The sequence below is a fragment of the Delftia tsuruhatensis genome, assembly GCF_903815225.1.
GTDB classification, from domain to species: Bacteria; Pseudomonadota; Gammaproteobacteria; order Burkholderiales; family Burkholderiaceae_C; genus Comamonas; species Comamonas tsuruhatensis_A.
The window spans coordinates 5736888-5758304 of record NZ_LR813084.1 but is presented as its reverse complement, the minus strand read 5'-3'; the positions used below and the strand labels follow the sequence as shown (position 1 = coordinate 5758304).

Genomic DNA, 21417 nt, shown 5'->3' with positions numbered 1-21417 from the left:
CCGTGAGGCCGCTTTCAGGTGGCGCTCAGGGCGCCAGGCGCGGTCAGCTTGCCTGCGACGAGCAAGGCCTGCATGCGGCCCTGCTCCATGATGCCCAGCTCCTCGGCCACCACGGCGATGCGCTTGCCGCTGGCGATGGCCGCCTTGGCGATGGAGGCCGACTTCTCATAGCCGATCAGCGGGTTGAGGGCGGTCACCAGGGTCACCGATTCGGCGATGCGCGTCTCCAGCAACGCGGCATTGGCCTCGATGCCTTCCACGCAGTGCACCTGCAGCGTATGGCAGGCACGGCTCAGGTGACCCAGGCTCTGGTGCAGGGACCAGGCCATCAGCGGCTCGAAGGCGTTGAGCTGCAGCTGGCCGGCTTCCGAGGCCATGGTGATGGCCACATCGTTGCCGATCACCTCGAAGCAGACCTGGTTGACGACTTCCGGGATCACCGGGTTGACCTTGCCGGGCATGATGGAGGAGCCGGCCTGGCGGGCGGGCAGGCGGATGTCGCCCACGCCGGCCTGCGGCCCCGAGGACAGCAGGCGCAGATCGTTGCAGATCTTGGAGAGCTTGGCGGCGATGCGCTTGAGAATGCCCGAGATATCGACAAAGGCGCCCGTGTCCGCCGTGGCCGCGATCAGGTCGGCCGCGCGCGTGACGGGGATGCCCGAGATGCGCGCCAGCGCCGGCACGACCGCGTCGGCGTAGCCCACGGGGGCATTGATGCCTGTGCCGATGGCCGTGCCGCCCAGGTTCACTTCGGTCATCAGGGCAGCGGATTCGCGCAGGCGCTTTTCATCGTCGGCGATCATGGCGGCAAAGGCGTTGAACTCCTGGCCCAGCGTCATGGGAACCGCATCCTGCAACTGCGTGCGCCCGATCTTGAGGACCTCGGCGAACTCGACGGCCTTGGCCTGGAAGGCGCCACGCAGGGCGGTCAGTGAGGCCAGCAGCTCCTGGATGCCCAGGTAGGTGGACAGCTTGACCGCCGTGGGATAGGCGTCGTTGGTGCTTTGCGATGCGTTGACATGGTCGTTCGGGTGGATCACGTCGTAGCGGCCCTTGGGCAATCCCAGGTGCTCCAGCGCACGGTTGGCGATCACCTCGTTGGCGTTCATGTTGGTGGACGTGCCGGCCCCGCCCTGGATCACGTCCACCACGAATTGTTCATGCAGACGGCCCGCGATCAGGTCGTCACAGGCCTGGGCGATGGCGCCGGCCTGGGTGGAATCAAGAGCGCCCAGTGCCTGGTTGGCCTGGGCGGCGGCCTTCTTGACGAAGGCCAGGGCGCGTATGAGCTGGGGCATGCGGGCCACGCTCTGGCCCGTGATGGGGAAATTCTCCACGGCGCGGGCCGTGTGCACGCCCCAGTAAGCGTCGGGAGGGATGGTCTTGATGCCGATGAAGTCTCGTTCTTGGCGCATGGCGGAATGGAAAAGCGTGGATGGATGGAAAAACGCCGCCTGCATGCAGGCGGCGTTGGCCGGGGCCGGGCGCATTATGGGATATGCATGAGGTGCAAAGTTTTGTGCATAACATGCATTCATGCGCTCTTTGGCATTCATCCTGCGATGAAATTCATCGAACGGTATCCAAAATCGGTATTTTTTCGATTTTTCCTGGATCGATCATGATTGCGATATCGCACCAAAATGGTGCGATATCGCGGCGCTTCGGACGGCCTCAGCGCGAGGCGCGCAGTACCACGCCATCCAGGGATGGTGCGTGCAATGGCTTCAGCGGCGACTCCAGCGGTGGGCCGAAGCGACGCTCGGCGCCCTGCGGCAGGGCATGGGCTCCCGTCTGCGCCTCGGCTTCCCACTGGGCGCGGGCTTCGGCGATCTCCTCGCGGGTGCGCGCCACGAAGTTCCACCACAGCACGATGGCTTCGTCCAGGGGTTCGCCGCCGATGACCAGCAGCCGGCTGCCCGGCGCGGCCCCGATGTCGACCGACGGCGTGCCCACGGGCAGGTAGAGCAGTTCCTCGACCGGCAGCGGCTGCCCGGACACCTGCACGCTGCCTTCGAGGCTGAGCACCGCGTGCTCGAAGTCGGTGCGCAGGGCCAGCGTGGCACGGGCCGGGCCGGCATCCGCGCCTGGGCTGCCGGCGGCATGCAGGTCCACGCCCATCAGCGGCGTGTGCACCTCGGCGGGGGAGACCAGGCCCAGCGCCTCGCCGGCCAGCACCGTGGCCGTGAAGTCTCCCACCGTGGTCTGCGGCAGTTGCGGGTAGTGCTGGAAGCGCGGCGGACCATTGCGGTGCGACTCGGGCAGCGCGATCCACAGCTGGGCCGCGTGGATGTGCGAGGGCGTCTGGCTTTCCTCGGAATGGGCGATGCCGTGGCCGGCCGTCATCAGGTTGACCTGTCCGGGTCGGATGATCTGGGTGTTGCCCAGGCTGTCGCGGTGCAGCACCTCGCCTCGGATCATCCAGGTGAAGGTCTGCAGCCCGATGTGGGGATGCGGGCCCACCTGCATGCCCGGCGGCGCGGGGTCGGCCGGTCCCGCGTGGTCGAGGAAGCACCAGGCCCCGACCTTGCGCAGGGCGCGCTGGGGGATGGCGCGCTGGATGGGAATGCCGCCGACATCGGCGGTGCGGGTGGGAAGGTGCTGGGGCTGGGATGTGTCGGGCATGGGGGGACGGGCCTGGTTCATGGGGAGCCGCCAGTGTCACGCAGTGCCGCGGCGCATGCAAACCAGGACCGCAGACATTGGGCCTGTTTGCTGACAGGGGATTCCCAGGAACATTGTTTACATTCGAGGAACGGCCCGGCGCCCGCCCCCTCGGCGGGCGCCGGCCTCACTCTTACAGGAGAAAACGCCATGAATACATCCGTACAGACGCATCCCGAAGCCGCCGAAGAGGCCGTCCAGAGCGCCGTGGAGGTCCAGCGCTTCCCCGAGAAGTTCGAGGCCACGGTCACGGGCAATGTGCAGCACCGGGTGGGCGATGGCCCGCTGGAGGACATCCCGCGTGGCACCCGGGTGCAGGTGGCCACGGCCATCGGCAGCTATGTGCTGTCCTGGACCCAGGAGGAGCAGCCGATCACCGTCTCGCTGGCCAAGCGGGAGTTCGAGCTCTACGTCGATACCGGGGAGATCGAGGTCCGCCAGGATTGAGGCCTTCCATGGCCACGCCCTCGCCAGGGCCTCGCGGCATGCCTGCCGCGGGGCCTTTTGCATTCCGGCAGGGCGGATGATCAGGCGGCGGACGCGGTCGGTGCCTCCAGGGCTGTCTGGATCCTGACTTCGCCGGCCAGCAGCTTGTGCACGGGGCAGGCCTCGGCCACCTGCAGCAGGCGCTGGCGCTGCTCGTCATCCAGCGGGCCGCGCAGCGTGATCTGGCGTTCGATCAGGTTGCCGCTGGCCGGCGTGCCTTCGGGGTTCAGGCGCAGCTGTACATCCACCTGCTCCAGCTTCCATTGCTTGCGCGCCGCATACATCTGCAGCGTGACCGTGGTGCAGGCGCCCAGGGCCGACAGCAGCAGTTGCAGCGGACTGGGTGCCGTGTCGCCACCGCCCTTGTCCGCAGGTTCGTCCACATGCCAGCGGTGGCCTTGCGGATCGCCGAGCGTGACGCGATAGGGGGTGTCCGTGCTGGTGGCGTGGGCGCTGTGGATCATGAAAAGTCCTTTGTCGAAGAGGAGCCAAAAAAGATCACTCTACGCCTGCATCAGGCGGAGTGCTTCATGCGCAGGGGGATTCTGAGATAGCGCATGCCATTGGCCTCGGCCTCGGGCCATCGGCCCGCGTGCACATTGACCTGGATGGAGGGCAGCAGCAGCGCGGGCGCGGACAGCGTGGCATCGCGCTTTTCACGCATGGCCACGAAGCCGGCCTCGTCCACGCCCGTGTGCACATGCACGTTGCCGGCACGCTGCGCGGCCACCGTGGTCTCCCAGGCGTAGCGGTCGCGGCCCGGCGCCTTGTAGTCGTGGCACATGAACAGCCGCGTCTGCGCCGGCAGTTCCAGCAGGCGCTGGATGGAGCGGTACAGCGTGCGCGCGTCGCCACCGGGGAAGTCGGCGCGCGCCGTGCCGTAGTCGGGCATGAACAGCGTGTCGCCCACGAAGACGGCGTCCGCGACGCGGTAGGAAACGCAGGCCGGCGTGTGGCCCGGCGTGTGCAGGACCTCGATGCGCAGTCCGCCCAGGGGCAGGCTGTCGCCGTCGGCCAGCAGCCGGTCGAAGGGCTGCCCGTCCTCGCAGGCCGGCAGGTTGAAGACGGGCCGGAAGATGCGCTGAACCTCGCGGATGTGCTCGCCCACGGCGATCGGGGCGCCCGTGCGCTCGCGCAGGTGGGGTGCCGCGCTGAGGTGGTCCGCATGGGCATGGGTCTCCAGGATCCAGCGCAGCCGAAGTCCCTGTGCCTGGAGCGAGGCCAGCACGGCGTCGGCCGACGCCGTGCTGGCCTCGCCGCTGGCGTGGTCATAGTCAAGCACGGGATCGATGACGGCGGCCTCGGCGGTGTGCGCATCCCAGATCAGGTAGGTCACGGTGTGGGTGGCTTCATCGAAGAATGGCGCGATGCGCAGCGGCGTGGTCGTGGTCATGGAGTCGCTCCTTGTCTTGGCGTGCCGGGATGCAGGCGTACGGCAATTATATTAGAATACTCTAAATTAGATTGTTCTTAATCAATCATGACCGAACCCTCCCTCCCGGCCGAACAGGCCTTCTTGCAGCAGGGCGCCGCGCGTGCCGCCGCCTTGCTGCGCGCCGTGGGCAATGAAAACCGCCTGCTGGTGCTGTGCCTGCTGATCGAGCAGGGCGAGCTGTCCGTGGGCGATCTGCTGGAGCGGATACCGCTGAGCCAGTCGGCGCTGTCCCAGCACCTGGCCCGCATGCGCGAGGAGGGCCTGGTCACCTACCGCCGCGAGTCGCAGACGCTGTACTACCGCATCGCCAACCCGGACGTGCAAAAGCTGGTGGCCACGCTCAAGAGCATCTTCTGCGCCTGAAATCCGCCGTTCCCGAGGAGCTGATCCATGTCCCTTTCTTCCATCTCTTCCCAAGCCGCACGCCAGATGCTGGAGCAGGGCGCCTGGCTCATCGACATCCGCGCGCCGGACGAACATGCACGCGAACGCATAGACGGCGCCCGCAGCATGCCCATGGATCGCCTGGGTGCGGAGGCCCTGGCCGGCGCGCCCGGTGCCGTGGTCTTTCACTGCCGCTCCGGCCACCGCACGCGGCTCAATGCCCAGGCGCTGGCGGCTGCCTTGCCGCCCGGCTGCGCCGGCCATGTGCTCGACGGCGGCCTGGACGCCTGGAAGGCACAAGGCCTGCCTGTGCTGCGCGACCGTCGCCAGCCGCTGGAGCTGCAGCGCCAGGTGCAGCTGGGTGCAGGCGGGCTGGCGCTGCTGGGGGCCGTGCTCGGGGCCACGGTCTCGCCGTGGTGGCATCTGCTGTCGGCCTTCGTGGGATGCGGCCTGATCGTGGCCGGCGCCACGGGCTTTTGCGGCCTGGCGCGCGTGCTGCTCAAGGCGCCCTGGAACCGGCGCCTGGCGGGACAGTGACGGGTTTTCTCTGAACCCTGCCTGACGCCGGCATCGAGGCCCCCAGGTTCCCCTGTTCGAGGGACTGTGGAGATCCCCGGACGGCAGTACGATAGCCGGATGACATCTGTTCACGCCCAACGCCGCGCACGCTTGGCCGCCCAGTTGGGCGCCGGCGGCATCGCCATCATCCCCACGGCTCCCGAGCGCCAGCGCAACCGGGACACCGGCTACCTGTACCGCCACGACAGCTACTTCTATTACCTGACGGGCTTTGCCGAGCCCAACGCCTGCCTGGTGCTGGCGGCCGACGGCACCAGCGTGCTGTTTTGCCAGCCCAAGGACCTGGAGCGCGAGATCTGGGACGGCATCCGCCTGGGCCCCGAGGCCGCCGTGGCCACGCTGGGCGTGACCCAGGCGTACTCCAGCGCCGAGATCGACACGCGGCTGCCGCGCCTGCTGGAAAACCGTGGCCGCCTCTGGTATCCGTTCGCCACGCACGAAGGCCTGGCGGTGCGCGTGGAAGGCTGGCTGGGCCAGGTGCGCGCGCGTGTGCGCTTCGGTGCGCTGTGCCCGGCCGAGCAGGGCGACCTGTGCACCCTGCTCGACGAGATGCGCCTGGTCAAGGACGCCCACGAGCAGGACATCATGCGCCGCGCCGCCGCCATCAGCGCCCAGGCCCATGTCCGCGCCATGCAGCGCTCGGCGCGCATGCTGCGCGCGGGCCAGGAAGTGCGCGAGTACCACCTGGACGCCGAGCTGCTGCACGAGTTCCGCCAGCAGGGCTCGCAGTACGTGGCCTATGGCTCCATCGTGGCGGCTGGCGCCAATGCCTGCGTGCTGCACTACCAGGCCGACAAGGCCCCCGTGCGCGCGGGCGAGCTGGTGCTGATCGATGCCGGCTGCGAACTCGACGGCTACGCCAGCGACATCACGCGCACCTTTCCCGCCGACGGCAAGTTCACGGGACCGCAGCGCGCGCTCTATGAATTGGTGCTGGAAAGCCAGAAGGCGGCCATCGCGGCCACGCGCGCCGGTGCCCGCTTCAACGACCCGCACGATGCCACCGTGGCCGTGCTGGCGCAGGGGATGCTGGACCTGGGGCTGCTGGACCGTGGCGTCTATGGCAATGCCCAGGACGTGATCGAGCAGCGCGCCTTCTTCCAGTTCTACATGCACCGCACCGGCCACTGGCTGGGCATGGACGTGCACGATTGCGGCAGCTATGTCGAGCCCTCGGAGCTGGGCCAGTCGCACGAGCGCAAGGACCCGTTGTCGGGCGAGACCATCACCAACCGGCCCAGCCGCATCCTGCGCCCGGGAATGTGCACCACCATCGAGCCGGGCATCTATGTGCGGCCCGCCGCCGGCGTGCCCGAGCAGTTCCACAACATCGGCATTCGCATCGAGGACGATGCCATCGTCACCGAAACGGGCTGTGAGCTGATCACGCGCGGCGTTCCCGTGGAGCCTGGCGAGATCGAGGCCCTGATGCGCGATTGACCGCGCCAGACCACGCACCAACGGCAGCCCGTCCATCCCCATGACCACCCCATCGGCCCATGCAGCGCCTGCCCTGCCTCGCCTGAGCTGGCGCATCTTCGCGGTGCTCTGGCTGCTGGGGCTGCCCGGCGTGGCGGCCCTGGCCTGGTTCGTGCTGCCCGAATGGGCGCGCCTGATGGGCCTGCCGGTGGAGCCGCTGGCCACCCCGCTGACGGGCATCGCCGTGATGGCCTTGTTGCTGGCCCTGCCCGTGGGCCTGGGGGTCTGGCTGGGGCCGCGCCTGGGGTTGTCGGCGCCGCTGCTCACGACCTGGATCGCCGGGCGCTCGCCCCAGCGTGCCGTGCGCTATCTGACCTTGCCCGGCCTGGCTGGCGGTGTGGTTGGCGCGGCCTGGCTGGTGACCCTGGCGCTGGCCTGGCCCGATGACCTGACCCTGATCGACCCGGTCTATGCCATGCCGCTGGGCGCCAAGATGCTGTATGCGGGCATCACGGCGGAACTGGTGATGCGGCTGGGCGGGATGACCCTGGTGATGTGGCTGCTGTGGCGCTGGAGCGGGCGCACGGACCGACGCCCGGGCTGGACGCTGGGCTGGTGGTCCGTGCTGTTGTCCGCCCTGCTGTGGGGCGGACTGCAGCTGGCGCTGGCCTGGAGCACCTGGGGCGGTCTGTCCGATGCGCTGGTGTTGCAGTTGCTGCTGTTCGAGGTCGTCCACGGCGCGGTGGGGGGCTTCCTGTTCTGGCGCTATGGCCTGGAAGCGGCCATGGTCGCGCACGCAGTCACCTATCTGCTCTCGCACGGCCTGGTCTGACGGTGGCCGCACCCCGGGTGCCGGCCTCACGCCAGCCGCAGCGCACCGAACAGGCCCTCGCTCTCGTCGGCGGGGCCGGCGGCGAAGTACAGGGCGTTGCTGTCACCCAGCGCCACGCCGTTGCCGAACTGAAGGGCCCAGAGGCCGGCGATGGCGACCGGCCGGTCCTGCGGATCGCGCAGATCGTCCACATAGCGGCCGCTGGCCAGGTCGAAGGCACAGATGCGGCCCGCACCGCCGAAGTTGCCGATCAGCAGGCAGCCCGACAGCGGCCCGAAGTCGGGTGGTGCGATGGCCACGCCCCAGGGCGCGTTGAGCCGTCCGCCGTCGGCATAGATGCGCACCAGCCGGCCGTCGAGGTCGAATTCGGCCAGCTTGCCACGCGCGGGCCGATTGCCGCTGGCGGCCTCGGCCTCGGCGGCCATGGCGTCCTCCTCTCCTGCATGAAAGGCACTGGCATCCAGCGGGTTCGGCCGGCTCATGGCGTAGAGCACGAACACGCGGTCACGCACGCCATCGTTGACGACCTGGATGTTGAACGGCACGGGGTCTCCGGGCCGCGCCGCGCCGGCCGGTCCGCTGGCGAAGGGGTTGGTGAAGCCCAGGGTCGGCACCAGTTGCCACTGCGCATCCAGCGTGCGGATCTGTGGCTGGTCGCCGAAGTCGGCCAGCCACAGCCGGTCCCAGCGCCCCGTGTGCAGTGCCGCGCCGAAGAAGGCCATGCCCCGGCCGGAGCCATCGAAGACCTCGACGGCCGGGCCATCCACGCGCACGATGGCACCGGTCCCGGCTTCGCGCTCGGTCCAGGCACTGACGCTGCCGCTGTCGGTCACGAAGACGAAACGCGCCGAGCCGTCGAGCATGCGGGCCCCGGCCGGCTGGCCGCGCACGCGAAACAGGCTGGCGTCGAGCGGGGCGCCGTTGTAGACCACGCCCGTGATCTTGCCGGCGCTGTCCTCGCTGGTCAGGGAGTCCGCGCCCGGCACCGTCACCTTGCGCAGTCCGTCCTGGTGTAGCTGGCGCATGGCGGGATCGGGCGAGCGCGTGACATCGCCCACGTACTGCCAGGAAATGCCGCCGCCGCCCACCCAGAAATGGCCTCCCGCGCCGGCGGGGCGGATGGCGATGCCCCAGCCGTTGACGAAATCGGGTTCGGTAAAGCGCGCACCGTAGCGGGCGTGGCTGGCCAGCAGGCGGGTCTGGTGGTAGCGGTTGGAGGCCTGCGCGGCGCCTCCGCCACCGCCGCAGGCGGTCAGCACCGAGGCGGTGATGGAGCCCAGGGCCCCCAGGATCAGGTCTCTTCGTTCGGGCATGGCGGTTCCCTTCGGAAATGCAAGGCGGTTCATGGCTGAGCATGCGAAGTCACCGGGATGGACGCACAAGGCCTGGCTGGAATCGGCAGCCCGTGGAGGGGGCTGCACGAGCCGTCCATGCTATGGGGTGGCCGTGGGGCAGGCAATGGGACCCGTCTTATTTGTCGGCGCCATGGCGCGCATTGCGAACGCGCCAGGCAAAACTGCTTTCACAGCACGCATGGCGCGCGCGTCCATGGGCGTGCGGGCTCCCGTGGGGGCAATCAAAAAAAAGAGCGCTGAATCCCGGCCTGCAGAGCGGTTGCACGCAAGCAATCCAGAATCCGTAGCGGGGATATCGAGGGAGCCGCCCCTTGTGCCATGCCGGTGCGACAGGGGTGAATGTTCCCGGGATGTAACCGCATTCGTGTGAAAATTGAAACCCGATTACAAACCCTCAGCGAGAGAGACATTCATGCAAGTGAGCCGTGCTACCAAGATCGTCGCCACCCTGGGCCCCGCCTCCAGCGATCCGCAACTGCTCGAACAGATGGTGCGCGAGGGCGTGAACGTGGTGCGCCTGAATTTCAGCCACGGCAAGGCGCAGGACCACATCGACCGCGCCACCATGGTGCGCGAGGCCGCCCAGCGCGCGGGCCGCGAGGTGGCCATCATGGCCGACCTGCAGGGCCCCAAGATCCGCGTCGGCAAGTTCGCCGAGGGCAAGGTCATGCTGGAGCCCGGCGCGCGCTTCGTGCTCGATGCCTCGCGCACCGAGCCCGGCGACATCCACGGCGTGGGCCTGGACTACAAGGAGCTGCCGCGCGATGTGAAGGCCGGCGACGTGCTGCTGCTCAACGACGGCCTGATCGTGCTGACCGTGGCCCAGGTGCGCGGCGACGAGGTGCACACCACGGTCAAGCTCGGCGGCGAGCTGTCCAACAACAAGGGCATCAACAAGCAGGGCGGCGGCCTGACGGCCCCCGCGCTGACGGCCAAGGACATGGAGGACATCAAGACCGCCATGAGCTTCCAGGCCGACTACGTGGCCGTGAGCTTTCCCAAGAACGCCACCGACATGGAAATGGCGCGCCAGCTGTGCAACGTGGCGGCGGCCCAGTATGGTCACAAGCCCGGCCTGATCGCCAAGATCGAGCGCGCCGAGGCCATCCCGCGCCTGGAGGAGATCCTGCATGTCTCCGACGGCATCATGGTGGCCCGGGGCGACCTGGCCGTGGAGGTGGGCAACGCCGCCGTGCCCGCGCTGCAAAAGAAGATGATCCGCATGGCGCGCGACATGGACAAGTTCGTGATCACCGCCACGCAGATGATGGAAAGCATGATCACCAACCCCGTGCCCACGCGCGCAGAGGTCAGCGACGTGGCCAACGCCGTGCTGGACGGCACGGATGCCGTGATGCTCAGCGCCGAGACCGCGGCCGGCAGGTACCCGCTGGAGACCGTGCAGGAAATGGCCAAGATCTGCGCCGCGGCCGAAGCCGCCGAGGATCCCGACAGCGATGCCGAGTTCACCACCCGCCAGTTCTCGCGCATCGACCAGTCCATCGCCATCGGCGCGCTGTTCACGGCCCACCACCTGGGCGCCAAGGCCATCGTCGCCATGACGGACAGCGGCTCCACCGCGCTGTGGATGAGCCGCCACCGCATCCACATCCCCATCTACGCGCTCACGCCCAAGATCTCCACGCAGCGCAAGATGGCCATGTACCGCAACGTGCGCCCGCTGCTGATGGACACCAGCGCCGACCGCGACACGGCCCTGGACCAGGCCGAAGGCCACCTGCGCGCACGCAACATCGTGCAAAGCGGCGATGTCTATGCCATCACCTGCGGCGAGCCCATGGGCCAGCCGGGCGGCACCAACATGCTGAAGATATGTCGTGTGAACTGATACGCACGCATCCGCTGCGCGTCAGTGATTGAATCCACCCGGGACAGGCCCACAGGCCTTCCCGGGTTTTTTGTTTCAGAGCATGCCTGAGCCCAGGCGTGCCAGCAGCGGCCCGCCTGCACGGCGGCGCCACAGCGCGGCATGCCAGACCAGGGTGGCGCTGCAGATGCCCACGATGGCACCGCCGACCACATCGGACGGGAAGTGCACGCCCAGGTGCACGCGGCTCCAGGCCATGCCCAGGGCCAGCGACCAGGCTGACGCCATGACCCAGCGGCGGTGGCGTGTGCAGCCCAGGGTCAGCGCCTGGGCCAGGGCGAAGGCGCCCGTGGCGTGCAGGCTGGGAAAGCTCGAACGCAGCGCATGCTCGATCCATTGTGTGCCCATGCCCAGCTGTGCTGGCCGGGGCGCTGGAAAACCCCAGCGGATCAGGCGCGCCACGGCCCAGGCGGCCAGCATGGACAGCATGGCCAGCACCAGCGTGCGGCGCAGGGCGGGCGAGCCGCGCACCAGCCCGGCCACCACGGGAATGGCGCACAGGGAGGGCAGCCAGGAGGAAATGGCGCGCGCGGCGGCAATGGAGGCGGCGGGCGTGTGCGCGTCGGCGTTCAGCAGCGTGAACAGGGCGGGGTCCAGGGGCAGCATGGAAGATCGCTCAGGGGGTGGAAGGCGGCAGTCCGGCGTTGGCGGGCCATAGCGAGTCGGGCGCGCCGTCCCTGCCGCGCAGCAGGCGGGTCGTGGCCAGGTCGCAGAGCCAGCCCGCGGTCCAGCACAGCCAGCCGGTCCACAGCGTGTGGCTCATGAAGTGGGCGCCGCGCATTTGCTGGGCCAGTCCCATCAGCAGGCCGGCAGCCAGCGCGCCGGCCAGCCAGATCCGCGCCGCGCGCGGAGCGTGGCGGCGCAGCGCGAAATAGCCGGCCAGGAAGGCAAAGCCGGCCGAGGCATGGCCCGCGGGAAAGCAGCGGCCCGGTCCACCGTCGGCCAGACCCAACGACCAGTGCGAGACATGGCGCGCCACGCCGCCAAACTCGGCCAGGTCCCAGGGGCAACTGGTGGCGCTGGTGTACTTGAGCACCGAGATCAGCGCCAGCGACAGCAGGATGCCGGCCACCAGCTGCACGCGCCGCCCGTGGGGCAGCAGGCGCAGCGCGCCCATGGGGCGCCAGACGCCCAGCGTCAGCACCAGCACCAGCAGCCAGGCCAGGCGGCGTGCACCCTCGTGGGCGATGTTCACGAAGAACCAGTCCGAACGCAGCGCAAAGCCGTCGGCGCTGCCGAACCAGCGCGCCATGGCCAGGTCCAGGGCGCCGGCATCCCAGGCCAGGACCACGGCCAGTGCCAGCAGGGTCCAGGCAAGGGTGCGGTGGACGGTGGGTGTCCGCGCGGTGGCGGGGGCTGGGTCTGGACGGTCGGATATCGGCATGGCCGGCAGCATGGAAAGCGCGGCTTAAACCCGTCTTAACGCCCACGGCGGCGTGCGGCCATCCCGCCAGGGCCCCTCGCCGGTCCGGGAAGATGGACACCATGCACAATGCGCGCATGCGAATACTTGTCGTCGAGGACAACGCGGGCATTGCCGCCGGGCTGAAGGCCAATCTGGAACAGCGCCGCTACGCGGTCGACGTGTGCGCCTCCGTGGCCCAGGCCTGGCATGCGCTGGAGATGGAGCACTTCGATGCCGTGCTGCTGGACCTTGGCCTGCCCGATGGCGACGGCAGCGAGATCCTGCGCCGGCTGCGGGGGCCGCGCCGCCCGGGCGGCGACCACCAGGCGCTGCCGGATCCGAACACGCCCGTGCTCATTCTTACGGCGCGCGACCAGGTGCGAGAGCGCATCGCCGGACTGGATCTGGGCGCCGACGACTACCTGGTCAAGCCCTTCGACATCGACGAACTGGAGGCCCGCCTGCGCGCCATGCTGCGCCGCGCGGCAGGGCAGGCGGCTCCCGTGATCCGCCATGGCGAGCTGGAGGTCGATCCCGCCGCGCGCACCGTGCGCCGCGATGGCAAGCTGGTGGAGATGTCGCCGCGCGAGTTCTCCGTGCTCTGGGTGCTGCTGCAGGCGCGCGGGCGCGTGCTCTCGCGCCAGCAGATCGAGGAACACCTGTACAGCTGGGGCACGGCGGTGGAGAGCAATGCCGTCGAGGTCCACATCCACCATCTGCGCAAGAAGCTGGGCAATGCCAGCATCGTCACCATGCGCGGCGTGGGCTACTTCCTGCCCGTGGAGAACGCATGAGCGCCGCGCCGGGCCGCCGGCCCTCGCTGATCTGGCATCTGATGGCCTGGATGCTGGGCGCGCTGGTGGTGGTCTGGGCCAGCTTCGTGGCCCTGGGATACCAGACCGGCGTGCACGAGGCCGACGAGCTGACCGACGGCCACCTGGCCGGTGTCGCGGCGCTGGTGCTCAATCTCCATGTGGAAGGCGCCGTGGACCACGGCGAGGCCACGCCCGTGCACGAGCCGCCGGGCCTCATGGCCCACGACTACCAGCAATCGCTGAGCGTGGCCCTGTGGGACGGCACGGGGCGGGTCATCTCGCGCACCGGCGATGCGCCCGAGCCCTCCTTCGACACCGAGCAGGGCTTTGCCACGCTGCGCCTGGGCCCGGAGCGCCGCGCCTGGCGCAGCTTCACCCAGTGGAGCCGCGACCACGCGCGCAAGGTCAGCGTGATGATCGAACTGCAGGAGCGCGACGAACTGGCCGACGACATCGCGGGCCAGATGATCGAGCCCGGCCTGTGGCTGCTGCCCGTGGTGGCGCTGGCGCTGGGGCTGGCCATTCGCCGGGGCATGCGGCCGCTCAACGAACTCTCGCGCGAGGTGGAGCGCCTGGACCTGGCCCAGGCCGAGCGCGTCTCGCACCGCCACGCGCTGCGGGAATTCATGCCCGTGGTCAACTCCATCAACACCTTGCTGGACCGCCAGCAGGAGGCGCTGGAGCGTGAGCGCAGCCTGGCCAACGAAGTGGCCCATGAACTGCGCACGCCGCTGGCATCCATTGCCTTGCAGGCGCGCGCCCTGGGCGATGCGCCGGCCGGTGCCATGGACGCCCCGGCCCAGCGCCAGGCACTGGCGCAGATAGGCCGGGACGCGCTGCACGCCGGCCATGTGCTCAGCCAACTGCTGGCACTGGCGCGCGCAGGCCGCGCCATGCTGGCCGAGCCGCCCGTGCCCGTGGACCTGGCCGCGCTGGCCCGCCAGGTGGTGGCTGCCCATGCGCAGGCGGCCTGGCAGCGCGACTGCAGCCTGTCCGTGCAGGCGCCTGAGGCACTGGGCGTGATGGGCAATGCCGTGCTGCTGGAGCTGGCGTTGCGCAATCTGGTGGAAAACGCCCTCAAGCACACGCCGCACGGCACGCAGATCGAAGTCCAGGCCGGGCAGGGGCCGGATGGCGAGGTCTGGCTGCAGGTCTGCGACGATGGCCGCAGGGACGGCGTCGACCGTGCGCCGCCGCCCGTGGACAGCCTGCACCTGGGCCACGAGATCGTGGCGCGCGTGCTGCGCGCCCATCAGGGAAGCTTTGGCGAGGCCGCGCCGCCCGAAGGCTTCACGACCTGCTACCGCATGGGAATGCCTGGGACAGGGTTGGCGGCAGCTGGTTAAAATCGCCAGTTACCAAGCGGTTACTGCCGCGATCCCCCGGCCGTGGCCCCGCAGCGCACCCATGACGCAGCGGCGGCTGCCATGCGGCAGGGGCATCCCCCTCTCAACAACTTGATACGGACCCTACACATGCCTCTCGTTTCGATGCGCGAACTGCTGGACCACGCTGCCGAAAACGGCTACGGTCTTCCCGCCTTCAACGTCAACAACCTGGAGCAGGTGCAAGCCGTGATGTCGGCCGCCGACGAAGTGGGCGCGCCCGTCATCCTGCAGGCCAGCGCAGGCGCCCGCAAGTACGCCGGCGAGCCCTTCATCAAGCACCTGATCCAGGCCGCCGCTGAGCAGTATCCCCACATCCCCCTGGTCATGCACCAGGACCACGGCACCTCGCCCGCCATCTGCCAGGGCGCGCTGAACCTGGGTTTCGGCTCGGTGATGATGGACGGCTCGCTGATGGAAGACGGCAAGACGCCCTCGTCCTTCGAATACAACGTGGACGTGACCCGCAAGGTCGTGGAAATGGCCCACAAGCTGGGCGCCACGGTCGAAGGTGAACTCGGCTGCCTGGGCTCCCTGGAAACCGGCATGGCCGGCGAGGAAGACGGCGTGGGCGCCGAAGGCGTGCTCGACCACTCGGCCCTGCTGACCGACCCCGAGGAAGCGGCCCAGTTCGTCAAGGCCACGCAGCTGGACGCGCTGGCCATTGCCATCGGCACCAGCCACGGCGCCTACAAGTTCACGCGCAAGCCCACGGGCGACATCCTGTCCATCCAGCGCGTCAAGGAAATCCACGCCCGCCTGCCCAACACCCACCTGGTCATGCACGGCTCCTCCTCCGTGCCCCAGGAACTGCTGGAAATCATCCGCCAGTACGGCGGCGCCATGAAGGAAACCTACGGCGTGCCCGTCGAGGAAATCCAGGAAGCCATCAAGCACGGCGTGCGCAAGATCAACATCGACACCGACATCCGCCTGGCGATGACCGGCGCCGTGCGCAAGTTCCTGGCCGAGAACCCCGAGAAGTTCGATGCCCGCGAATGGCTCAAGCCTGCCCGCGAAGCCGCCAAGCAGATCTGCAAGGCCCGCTACATCGAGTTCGGCTGCGAAGGCCAGGGCGCCAAGATCAAGGGCTACACGCTGGAGCAGATGGCCGCCAAGTACGCTGCCGGCTCGCTGCAGCAGGTCGTGAACTGATCGGTTCCTGCCCCTTCAAAAAAGCCCGCCGGTCCGCCTGGCGGGCTTTTTTGCTTTCAGCGCGGCGTGGGGGCCGCAGCCGCAGCTGCTGACCGCTGGGGTACGGCCATGGCCATCTCGTCATCGGGCACCACGGGCTGAGGCTGGCTTGCATTCCAGCCCGACACCAGCAGGCTGGTGCCCGAGAGCATCAGCAGCAGGCAGACCATCCACTCCACCAGCCGCTTGGGCAGGGCGGGCGGATGGCGCATGTGCAGCCAGGTCACCACCGTCACCACGGGAAAGGCCAGGGCTGCGGCCAACAGCACGCTGCCGGTGACCTCGCCCTCCCAGGCCACCATCGCCAGGCGCAGCAGCGCGCAGGTGAGGAACATGGAGAACAGGCACTGGCGCACCACCAGACGGTCCAGCGGCTGGCGGTACAGGTGGTAGACCATGGGCGGGCCCGGCGTGGCGAACAGACCGCCCAGCAGTCCCGAGGCCACACCGGCCACCCACAGCGACACCGGTCCGGACATTTGTGCGTTGACCTGCTTTTGCAGCAGCAACAACAGCGCGCAGGCCATGATGGCCAGGCCCAGCAGCATGCGCAGCCCGCTCAGCGCATTGCCGCTGAGCCACTGCAGCAGCAGCACGCCGCCCACCACGCCGATGATGCTGCTGGCGAGCATGGGCTTGAGCAGGGTCCACTGCGGCACCTGGCGGTGGGTGCGCAGGTAGACCACGCCATTGACCACGGACAGCAGGCAGGCCACGTTGGCGGCATCGCCTATGCCCATCAGGTGCGTGGCACCGGCCACGCCCACGAAGATCAGTCCGAAGGCAAAGCCCGTCAGGTTCTGGCAAAACGTCGCCAGGCCCACCAGGGCCAGGAACATCACATACTGGATCACGCTCATCGAAAGGCTTTCTGGCGCGCCGCTGCGCCGAACCAGCGACGCTATCACGAAGCGCCTGCCGCTGCCTGCAGGCGCAGGGGGCAGGGCGCCAAGCTGCCGATCGCCAGGCCGCACTCACCGACGCGCGGTGTATCAGCCCGGCGCGTTGAGGCGCTCCAGCCGCGCGGGCGTGCCCACATCGGTCCAGCGGCCCGTGTACGGGCTGGCGCTCACCTGGCCCGCAGCCATGGCCCGGCGCAGCAGCGACACCAGCGGGACGCGCCGGCCCTCGGGGTTGCCGGGCGGGATGTCGCACCAGGGCGCGGCAAACAGCTCGGCGCGCAGCAGCGCGATGGTGCCGTAGGTCTGGCGCGGGCGGGCATCGCCCTCGGGCCAGTCGCAGGCCAGGCCCAGCGCATCCACGCCGAAGTCGCCACGCGGATGGTGCTCGGGGTTGGGCACCAGCCACAGATGGGCCAGGCGGCCGCTGGCCGCGAAGTCGCGGGCGGCGTCGAAGGGAAAGTCGAAGTCCGGTGCGTACACATCGCCGGCCGCCAGCCAGAACACCATGTCCAGCAGCGGCAGCGCGCGCGCAATGCCGCCGGCCGTCTCCAGCGCCTGCTCAGGCTCGGGCGAGTACGCCAGCGACAGCGGCTCGCCTGCCGTCCCGGGCACGAAGCGCGTGCCAAAGCGCGCAGGGATCTGCTCGCCCAGCCAGCCTGTGTTGATGACGGCACGGCGTACGCCAGCCTTCGCCAGGGCTCGCAGATGGTGTGCCAGCAGCGGCTGTCCCTGCACGGCCAGCAGCGGCTTGGGGCAGGTGTCGGTCAGTGGCCGCATGCGCTCGCCTCGGCCCGCGGCCAGCAGCATGGCCGGTGGCTGCTCGGTGAGGGAAAGCGCCTGCGCGGCGGGAAACGGCGGGGTGGGCGGGACGGTCATGGAGTGCAACTGTAGACCATCGCCAGCGGCCATTGCCCCACGCGCCAAGGCCGAAAACCCGCCTCCTTTAAAATGACCGGCTTACTCTGATTACCCCCTCCTTTACGGAGCGCCCTGATGGCCAACACTCAACAAATGGCGAATGCGATCCGCGCACTCGCAATGGATGCCGTTCAACAAGCCAACTCCGGTCACCCCGGCGCCCCCATGGGCATGGCCGACATGGCCGTGGCACTGTGGAGCCGTCACCTCAAGCACAACCCCGTCAACCCGCAATGGGCGGACCGCGACCGCTTCATCCTGTCCAACGGCCACGGCTCCATGCTGATCTACGCGCTGCTGCACCTGACGGGCTACGCGCTGCCTATCGACGAGCTCAGGAACTTCCGCCAGCTGCACAGCAAGACGGCCGGCCACCCCGAAGTGGGCGTCACCCCCGGCGTGGAAACCACCACCGGACCCCTGGGCCAGGGCATCACCAATGCCGTGGGCTTCGCGCTGGCCGAAAAGCTGCTGGCCGCCGAGTTCAACCGCGCGGGCCACTCCATCGTCGACCACCACACCTATGTGTTCCTGGGTGACGGCTGCCTGATGGAAGGCATCAGCCACGAGGCCGCGGCCCTGGCCGGCGCCTGGAAGCTGAACAAGCTGGTCGCCCTGTACGACGACAACGGCATCTCCATTGACGGCAAGGTCGCCCCCTGGTTCATCGACAACACGCCCGCGCGCTTCGAGGCCTATGGCTGGAACGTGATCCGCGACGTCGACGGCCACGACGTGGATGCCGTGGACAAGGCCATCGCCGCTGCCAGGAAGAGCGCCGACAAGCCCACGCTGATCTGCTGCAAGACCCACATCGGCAAGGGCTCGCCCAACCGCCAGGACACGGCCAAGGCCCACGGCGAACCCCTGGGCGCCGAGGAAATCGCGCTGACCCGCGCCGCCCTGGGCTGGGAGCATGGCCCCTTCGACATCCCCGCCAGCGTGTATGGCGACTGGGATGCCAAGGCCGCCGGCGCCAAGTCCGAAGCCGCCTGGAACAGGAAGTTCGCCGCCTATGCCAAGGCCTTCCCCGAGCTGGCCGCCGAATTCAAGCGCCGCATGGCCGGCGAACTGCCCGCCAACTTCGGCGAGATCGCCGCGCAGATCGCCTCCGACGCGCATGACGCCGGCGCCACCGTGGCCAGCCGCAAGGCCAGCCAGCTGGCCCTGGAAGGCCTGACCGCTGCCCTGCCCGAACTGCTGGGCGGCTCGGCCGACCTGACCGGCTCCAACCTGACCAACACCAAGAGCACGCCTTCGCTGCGCGTGGACGACAAGGGTGCCGTGGTCCTGACCGAGGACGGCAAGATCGGCCGCCACATCAACTACGGTGTGCGCGAGTTCGGCATGGCCGCCATCATGAACGGCATCGCCCTGCACGGTGGCTACATCCCCTACGCCGGCACCTTCCTGACCTTCAGCGACTACAGCCGCAACGCCATCCGCATGGCCGCGCTGATGAAGCAGCGCGTGATCCACGTCTTCACGCACGACTCCATCGGCCTGGGCGAGGACGGTCCCACCCACCAGTCCATCGAGCACGCCGCCTCGCTGCGCCTGATCCCGGGCCTGGATGTCTGGCGCCCTGCAGACACCACGGAAACCGCCGTCGCCTGGACCGTGGCCCTGAGCCAGAAGAACAAGCCCACGGCCCTGCTGCTGTCGCGCCAGAACCTGGCCTACGCAGCCAAGACCGAAGACGCGCTGGACGACATCGCCTGCGGCGCCTACGTGCTGTCCGAGCCCAAGGCCGTCGGCCTGAACAAGAAGGCCCAGGCCGTCATCATCGCCACCGGCTCCGAAGTGCAGCTGGCCCTGGCCGCGCAGAAGCTGCTGGCCGATCGCAAGATCGCCGTGCGCGTGGTCTCCATGCCCAGCACCACGACCTTCGACCGCCAGGACGCGAAGTACAAGAGCCAGGTGCTGCCGGCCAACCTGCCGCGCATCGCCGTGGAAATGGGCGTGACCGACTTCTGGTGGAAGTACGGCTGCGCCGCCGTCGTCGGCATCGACACCTACGGCGAATCGGCGCCCGCGCCCGTGCTGTTCAAGCACTTCGGCTTCACGGCCGAGAACGTCGCCGACACCGTGCAGGCTGCGCTGCAGCGCGCCGGCAAGTAAGCTGCGAGAAGGGGCCTGTGGCCCCTTTTTGCCGCCTGCCAGGCCTGTCCTGGTCCTCACCGTTTCAGTTTTTCCGTTTTTCGCAATCCGTCAATCCAAGAGGCATATATGACGATCAAGATCGGTATCAACGGCTTCGGCCGCATCGGCCGCATGGTGTTCCGCGCTGCCGTGCAGAACTTCAGCGACATCGAAGTCGTGGGCATCAACGACCTGCTCGAGCCCGACTACCTGGCCTACATGCTCAAGTACGACAGCGTGCACGGCCGCTTCAAGGGCGAGGTCTCGGTGGAGGGCTCCAACCTGATCGTCAACGGCAAGACCATCCGCCTGACGCAGGAGCGCGACCCCGCCAACCTGAAGTGGAACGAAGTCGGCGCCGACATCGTGATCGAGGCCACCGGCCTGTTCCTGACCGACGAGACCGCACGCAAGCACCTGGCTGCCGGCGCCAAGAAGGTCATCATGTCCGCGCCTTCCAAGGACAGCACGCCGATGTTCGTCTTCGGCGTGAACTGCAAGACCTACGCCGGCCAGGACGTGATCTCCAACGCCTCGTGCACCACCAACTGCCTGGCTCCCGTGGCCAAGGTGCTCAACGACAAGTGGGGCATCAAGCGCGGCCTGATGACCACCGTGCACGCCGCCACCGCCACGCAAAAGACCGTGGACGGCCCCAGCAACAAGGACTGGCGCGGCGGCCGCGGCATCCTGGAGAACATCATTCCCTCCAGCACGGGCGCAGCCAAGGCCGTGGGCGTGGTGATTCCCGAGCTCAACAAGAAGCTGACCGGCATGTCCTTCCGCGTGCCCACCTCCGACGTGTCGGTGGTGGACCTGACCGTGGAGCTGAACAGCGAAGCCAGCTATGAAGAGATCTGCGCCGAGATGAAGGCCCAGTCCCAGGGCGCGCTCAAGGGCGTGCTGGGCTACACCGAAGACAAGGTCGTGGCGACCGACTTCCGCGGCGAGTCCTGCACCTCGGTGTTCGATGCCGAAGCCGGCATCGCCCTGGACAAGACCTTCGTGAAGGTCGTGTCCTGGTACGACAACGAGTGGGGCTACTCGAACAAGTGCCTGGAAATGGTGCGCGTGGTCGCCGCCAAGTAATTCCAGGCAATTCCTGGCGTGAACCGCTGCGGGGCCTGTCGAGGGCCCCGCACCAGGCCGGCATCGGACGCGATGCCGGCCTTTTTCATGGCGGACAGTCTGCCCCGCACTGCAAGCGTTGCTCGACAAAGCCGGCCCCGGCCGCGCGGCATCATGGCCGCATGACGCATTCATCCGCATTGCACGAAACGATTGGTTTTGACGACTTCCTCAAGGTGGAGCTGCGCGTGGGCCGCATCGTGGACGCCCAGGTGTTCAAGGAGGCGCGCCGCCCTGCCTATGTGCTGCAGGTCGATTTCGGCCCCGAACTGGGCCTGCGCAAGTCCAGCGCCCAGATCACGGCGCTGTACCGGCCCGAGGAACTGATAGGCCGCCAGGTGGTGGCCGTGCTGAACTTTCCCAGCAAGCAGATCGGCCCCATGCGCTCGGAATGCCTGGTCACGGGATTCCACAACGAGAACGGCGAGGTCGCGCTGTGCGTGCCCGACCGCGAGGTGCCGCTGGGCACCAAGCTGCTGTGACGGC

The 21417-nt window shown here is 68.6% G+C and carries 21 protein-coding genes; 12 read left to right on the top strand and 9 right to left on the bottom strand.

Going from position 1 to position 21417, the window contains the following annotated elements; genetic code table 11:
- Nucleotides 1–14: 14 nt before the first annotated feature.
- Both L1Z78_RS26230 and L1Z78_RS26225 read right to left on the bottom strand, forming a co-directional pair.
- Entirely contained in the window at nt 15–1415 is a 1401-nt protein-coding gene (locus L1Z78_RS26230) for an aspartate ammonia-lyase (protein WP_234639250.1), read from the bottom strand.
- A 259-nt stretch (nt 1416–1674) separates the two neighbouring features.
- Nucleotides 1675–2625, bottom strand: coding sequence for a pirin family protein (locus L1Z78_RS26225; protein WP_234639249.1), 951 nt, complete (start codon nt 2623–2625; stop codon nt 1675–1677).
- Nucleotides 2626–2814: 189 nt separating this feature from the next.
- On the opposite strand from L1Z78_RS26225, the gene L1Z78_RS26220 reads away from it, so the two are divergent.
- Complete coding sequence (locus tag L1Z78_RS26220) at nt 2815–3111, top strand: hypothetical protein (protein WP_234639248.1); 297 nt, start codon at nt 2815–2817, stop codon at nt 3109–3111.
- 80 nt (nt 3112–3191) lie between these two features.
- On the opposite strand, the gene L1Z78_RS26215 is transcribed toward L1Z78_RS26220, so the two are convergent.
- Nucleotides 3192–3614, bottom strand: coding sequence for an OsmC family protein (locus L1Z78_RS26215; protein ID WP_234639247.1), 423 nt, complete (start codon nt 3612–3614; stop codon nt 3192–3194).
- A gap of 50 nt (nt 3615–3664) precedes the next feature.
- Nucleotides 3665–4543: an MBL fold metallo-hydrolase gene (locus L1Z78_RS26210; protein WP_234639246.1), complete on the bottom strand. Its 879-nt coding sequence runs from the start codon at nt 4541–4543 to the stop codon at nt 3665–3667.
- 87 nt (nt 4544–4630) lie between these two features.
- Between L1Z78_RS26210 and L1Z78_RS26205 the strand changes: the two genes are divergently transcribed.
- The 4 genes from L1Z78_RS26205 to L1Z78_RS26190 all read left to right on the top strand — a co-directional run bounded on the left by L1Z78_RS26205 (nt 4631) and on the right by L1Z78_RS26190 (nt 7799).
- The gene (locus L1Z78_RS26205; RefSeq protein WP_234639245.1) at nt 4631–4948 is read left to right on the top strand and encodes an ArsR/SmtB family transcription factor; all 318 of its coding nucleotides are present in this window, start codon (nt 4631–4633) and stop codon (nt 4946–4948) included.
- A 27-nt stretch (nt 4949–4975) separates the two neighbouring features.
- Nucleotides 4976–5506, top strand: coding sequence for a rhodanese family protein (locus tag L1Z78_RS26200; RefSeq protein WP_234639244.1), 531 nt, complete (start codon nt 4976–4978; stop codon nt 5504–5506).
- A 99-nt stretch (nt 5507–5605) separates the two neighbouring features.
- On the top strand, nt 5606–6988 hold the full coding sequence (locus L1Z78_RS26195) for an aminopeptidase P N-terminal domain-containing protein (protein WP_234639243.1): 1383 nt from the start codon (nt 5606–5608) through the stop codon (nt 6986–6988).
- 40 nt (nt 6989–7028) lie between these two features.
- Nucleotides 7029–7799: an abortive infection protein gene (locus L1Z78_RS26190; RefSeq protein ID WP_234639242.1), complete on the top strand. Its 771-nt coding sequence runs from the start codon at nt 7029–7031 to the stop codon at nt 7797–7799.
- Between the two features lie 26 nt (nt 7800–7825).
- Here L1Z78_RS26190 and L1Z78_RS26185 read toward each other — a convergent pair whose 3' ends face one another.
- On the bottom strand, nt 7826–9112 hold the full coding sequence (locus tag L1Z78_RS26185; RefSeq protein ID WP_234639241.1) for a TIGR03118 family protein: 1287 nt from the start codon (nt 9110–9112) through the stop codon (nt 7826–7828).
- Nucleotides 9113–9566: 454 nt separating this feature from the next.
- Here L1Z78_RS26185 and pyk point away from each other — a divergent pair, with 454 nt between their 5' ends.
- A complete protein-coding gene (pyk, locus tag L1Z78_RS26180) occupies nt 9567–11003 on the top strand; it encodes a pyruvate kinase (RefSeq protein ID WP_234639240.1) in 1437 nt (478 codons plus the stop codon).
- A gap of 75 nt (nt 11004–11078) precedes the next feature.
- Here the strand turns inward: pyk and L1Z78_RS26175 are convergent, their stop codons facing one another.
- Nucleotides 11079–11648 carry a phosphatase PAP2 family protein gene (locus tag L1Z78_RS26175; protein ID WP_234639239.1) on the bottom strand — a complete coding sequence of 190 codons (570 nt, stop codon included), beginning with the start codon at nt 11646–11648 and terminating at the stop codon, nt 11079–11081.
- Between the two features lie 10 nt (nt 11649–11658).
- Entirely contained in the window at nt 11659–12438 is a 780-nt protein-coding gene (locus tag L1Z78_RS26170; protein ID WP_234639238.1) for a phosphatase PAP2 family protein, read from the bottom strand.
- A gap of 104 nt (nt 12439–12542) precedes the next feature.
- On the opposite strand from L1Z78_RS26170, the gene L1Z78_RS26165 reads away from it, so the two are divergent.
- From L1Z78_RS26165 to fba, 3 genes are all read left to right on the top strand, one after another.
- Nucleotides 12543–13241, top strand: coding sequence for a response regulator transcription factor (locus tag L1Z78_RS26165; protein WP_234639237.1), 699 nt, complete (start codon nt 12543–12545; stop codon nt 13239–13241).
- Entirely contained in the window at nt 13238–14608 is a 1371-nt protein-coding gene (locus L1Z78_RS26160; RefSeq protein WP_234639236.1) for a sensor histidine kinase, read from the top strand. The genes L1Z78_RS26165 and L1Z78_RS26160 overlap by 4 nt, the downstream gene beginning before the upstream one ends.
- A gap of 129 nt (nt 14609–14737) precedes the next feature.
- A complete protein-coding gene (fba, locus tag L1Z78_RS26155; protein WP_013804528.1) occupies nt 14738–15802 on the top strand; it encodes a class II fructose-bisphosphate aldolase in 1065 nt (354 codons plus the stop codon).
- Between the two features lie 56 nt (nt 15803–15858).
- Here fba and L1Z78_RS26150 read toward each other — a convergent pair whose 3' ends face one another.
- Together L1Z78_RS26150 and L1Z78_RS26145 are read right to left on the bottom strand one after the other, a co-directional pair.
- On the bottom strand, nt 15859–16701 hold the full coding sequence (locus tag L1Z78_RS26150) for a sulfite exporter TauE/SafE family protein (protein ID WP_234639235.1): 843 nt from the start codon (nt 16699–16701) through the stop codon (nt 15859–15861).
- 132 nt (nt 16702–16833) lie between these two features.
- Complete coding sequence (locus L1Z78_RS26145; RefSeq protein ID WP_275444424.1) at nt 16834–17619, bottom strand: nucleotidyltransferase family protein; 786 nt, start codon at nt 17617–17619, stop codon at nt 16834–16836.
- 117 nt (nt 17620–17736) lie between these two features.
- Here L1Z78_RS26145 and tkt point away from each other — a divergent pair, with 117 nt between their 5' ends.
- The 3 genes from tkt (at nt 17737) to L1Z78_RS26130 (ending at nt 21413) form a co-directional block, all read left to right on the top strand.
- Entirely contained in the window at nt 17737–19782 is a 2046-nt protein-coding gene (gene tkt / locus L1Z78_RS26140) for a transketolase (RefSeq protein WP_234639234.1), read from the top strand.
- A 108-nt stretch (nt 19783–19890) separates the two neighbouring features.
- Entirely contained in the window at nt 19891–20892 is a 1002-nt protein-coding gene (gene gap, locus L1Z78_RS26135; protein WP_012202871.1) for a type I glyceraldehyde-3-phosphate dehydrogenase, read from the top strand.
- A gap of 161 nt (nt 20893–21053) precedes the next feature.
- The gene (locus L1Z78_RS26130; RefSeq protein ID WP_234639233.1) at nt 21054–21413 is read left to right on the top strand and encodes a tRNA-binding protein; all 360 of its coding nucleotides are present in this window, start codon (nt 21054–21056) and stop codon (nt 21411–21413) included.
- Nucleotides 21414–21417: the final 4 nt, after the last annotated feature.

Coding starts and splice junctions, on each gene's coding strand:
- L1Z78_RS26165 (WP_234639237.1), top strand. CDS start 12,543: ATGCGAATACTTGTCGTCGAGGACAACGCGGGCATTGCCGCCGGGCTG.
- L1Z78_RS26170 (WP_234639238.1), bottom strand. CDS start 12,438: ATGCTGCCGGCCATGCCGATATCCGACCGTCCAGACCCAGCCCCCGCC.
- L1Z78_RS26160 (WP_234639236.1), top strand. CDS start 13,238: ATGAGCGCCGCGCCGGGCCGCCGGCCCTCGCTGATCTGGCATCTGATG.
- L1Z78_RS26225 (WP_234639249.1), bottom strand. CDS start 2,625: ATGCCCGACACATCCCAGCCCCAGCACCTTCCCACCCGCACCGCCGAT.
- L1Z78_RS26215 (WP_234639247.1), bottom strand. CDS start 3,614: ATGATCCACAGCGCCCACGCCACCAGCACGGACACCCCCTATCGCGTC.
- L1Z78_RS26195 (WP_234639243.1), top strand. CDS start 5,606: ATGACATCTGTTCACGCCCAACGCCGCGCACGCTTGGCCGCCCAGTTG.
- L1Z78_RS26175 (WP_234639239.1), bottom strand. CDS start 11,648: ATGCTGCCCCTGGACCCCGCCCTGTTCACGCTGCTGAACGCCGACGCG.
- L1Z78_RS26205 (WP_234639245.1), top strand. CDS start 4,631: ATGACCGAACCCTCCCTCCCGGCCGAACAGGCCTTCTTGCAGCAGGGC.
- L1Z78_RS26145 (WP_275444424.1), bottom strand. CDS start 17,619: ATGACCGTCCCGCCCACCCCGCCGTTTCCCGCCGCGCAGGCGCTTTCC.
- L1Z78_RS26185 (WP_234639241.1), bottom strand. CDS start 9,112: ATGCCCGAACGAAGAGACCTGATCCTGGGGGCCCTGGGCTCCATCACC.
- L1Z78_RS26150 (WP_234639235.1), bottom strand. CDS start 16,701: ATGAGCGTGATCCAGTATGTGATGTTCCTGGCCCTGGTGGGCCTGGCG.
- gap (WP_012202871.1), top strand. CDS start 19,891: ATGACGATCAAGATCGGTATCAACGGCTTCGGCCGCATCGGCCGCATG.
- L1Z78_RS26230 (WP_234639250.1), bottom strand. CDS start 1,415: ATGCGCCAAGAACGAGACTTCATCGGCATCAAGACCATCCCTCCCGAC.
- pyk (WP_234639240.1), top strand. CDS start 9,567: ATGCAAGTGAGCCGTGCTACCAAGATCGTCGCCACCCTGGGCCCCGCC.
- L1Z78_RS26210 (WP_234639246.1), bottom strand. CDS start 4,543: ATGACCACGACCACGCCGCTGCGCATCGCGCCATTCTTCGATGAAGCC.
- L1Z78_RS26130 (WP_234639233.1), top strand. CDS start 21,054: ATGACGCATTCATCCGCATTGCACGAAACGATTGGTTTTGACGACTTC.
- tkt (WP_234639234.1), top strand. CDS start 17,737: ATGGCCAACACTCAACAAATGGCGAATGCGATCCGCGCACTCGCAATG.
- L1Z78_RS26220 (WP_234639248.1), top strand. CDS start 2,815: ATGAATACATCCGTACAGACGCATCCCGAAGCCGCCGAAGAGGCCGTC.
- L1Z78_RS26200 (WP_234639244.1), top strand. CDS start 4,976: ATGTCCCTTTCTTCCATCTCTTCCCAAGCCGCACGCCAGATGCTGGAG.
- fba (WP_013804528.1), top strand. CDS start 14,738: ATGCCTCTCGTTTCGATGCGCGAACTGCTGGACCACGCTGCCGAAAAC.
- L1Z78_RS26190 (WP_234639242.1), top strand. CDS start 7,029: ATGACCACCCCATCGGCCCATGCAGCGCCTGCCCTGCCTCGCCTGAGC.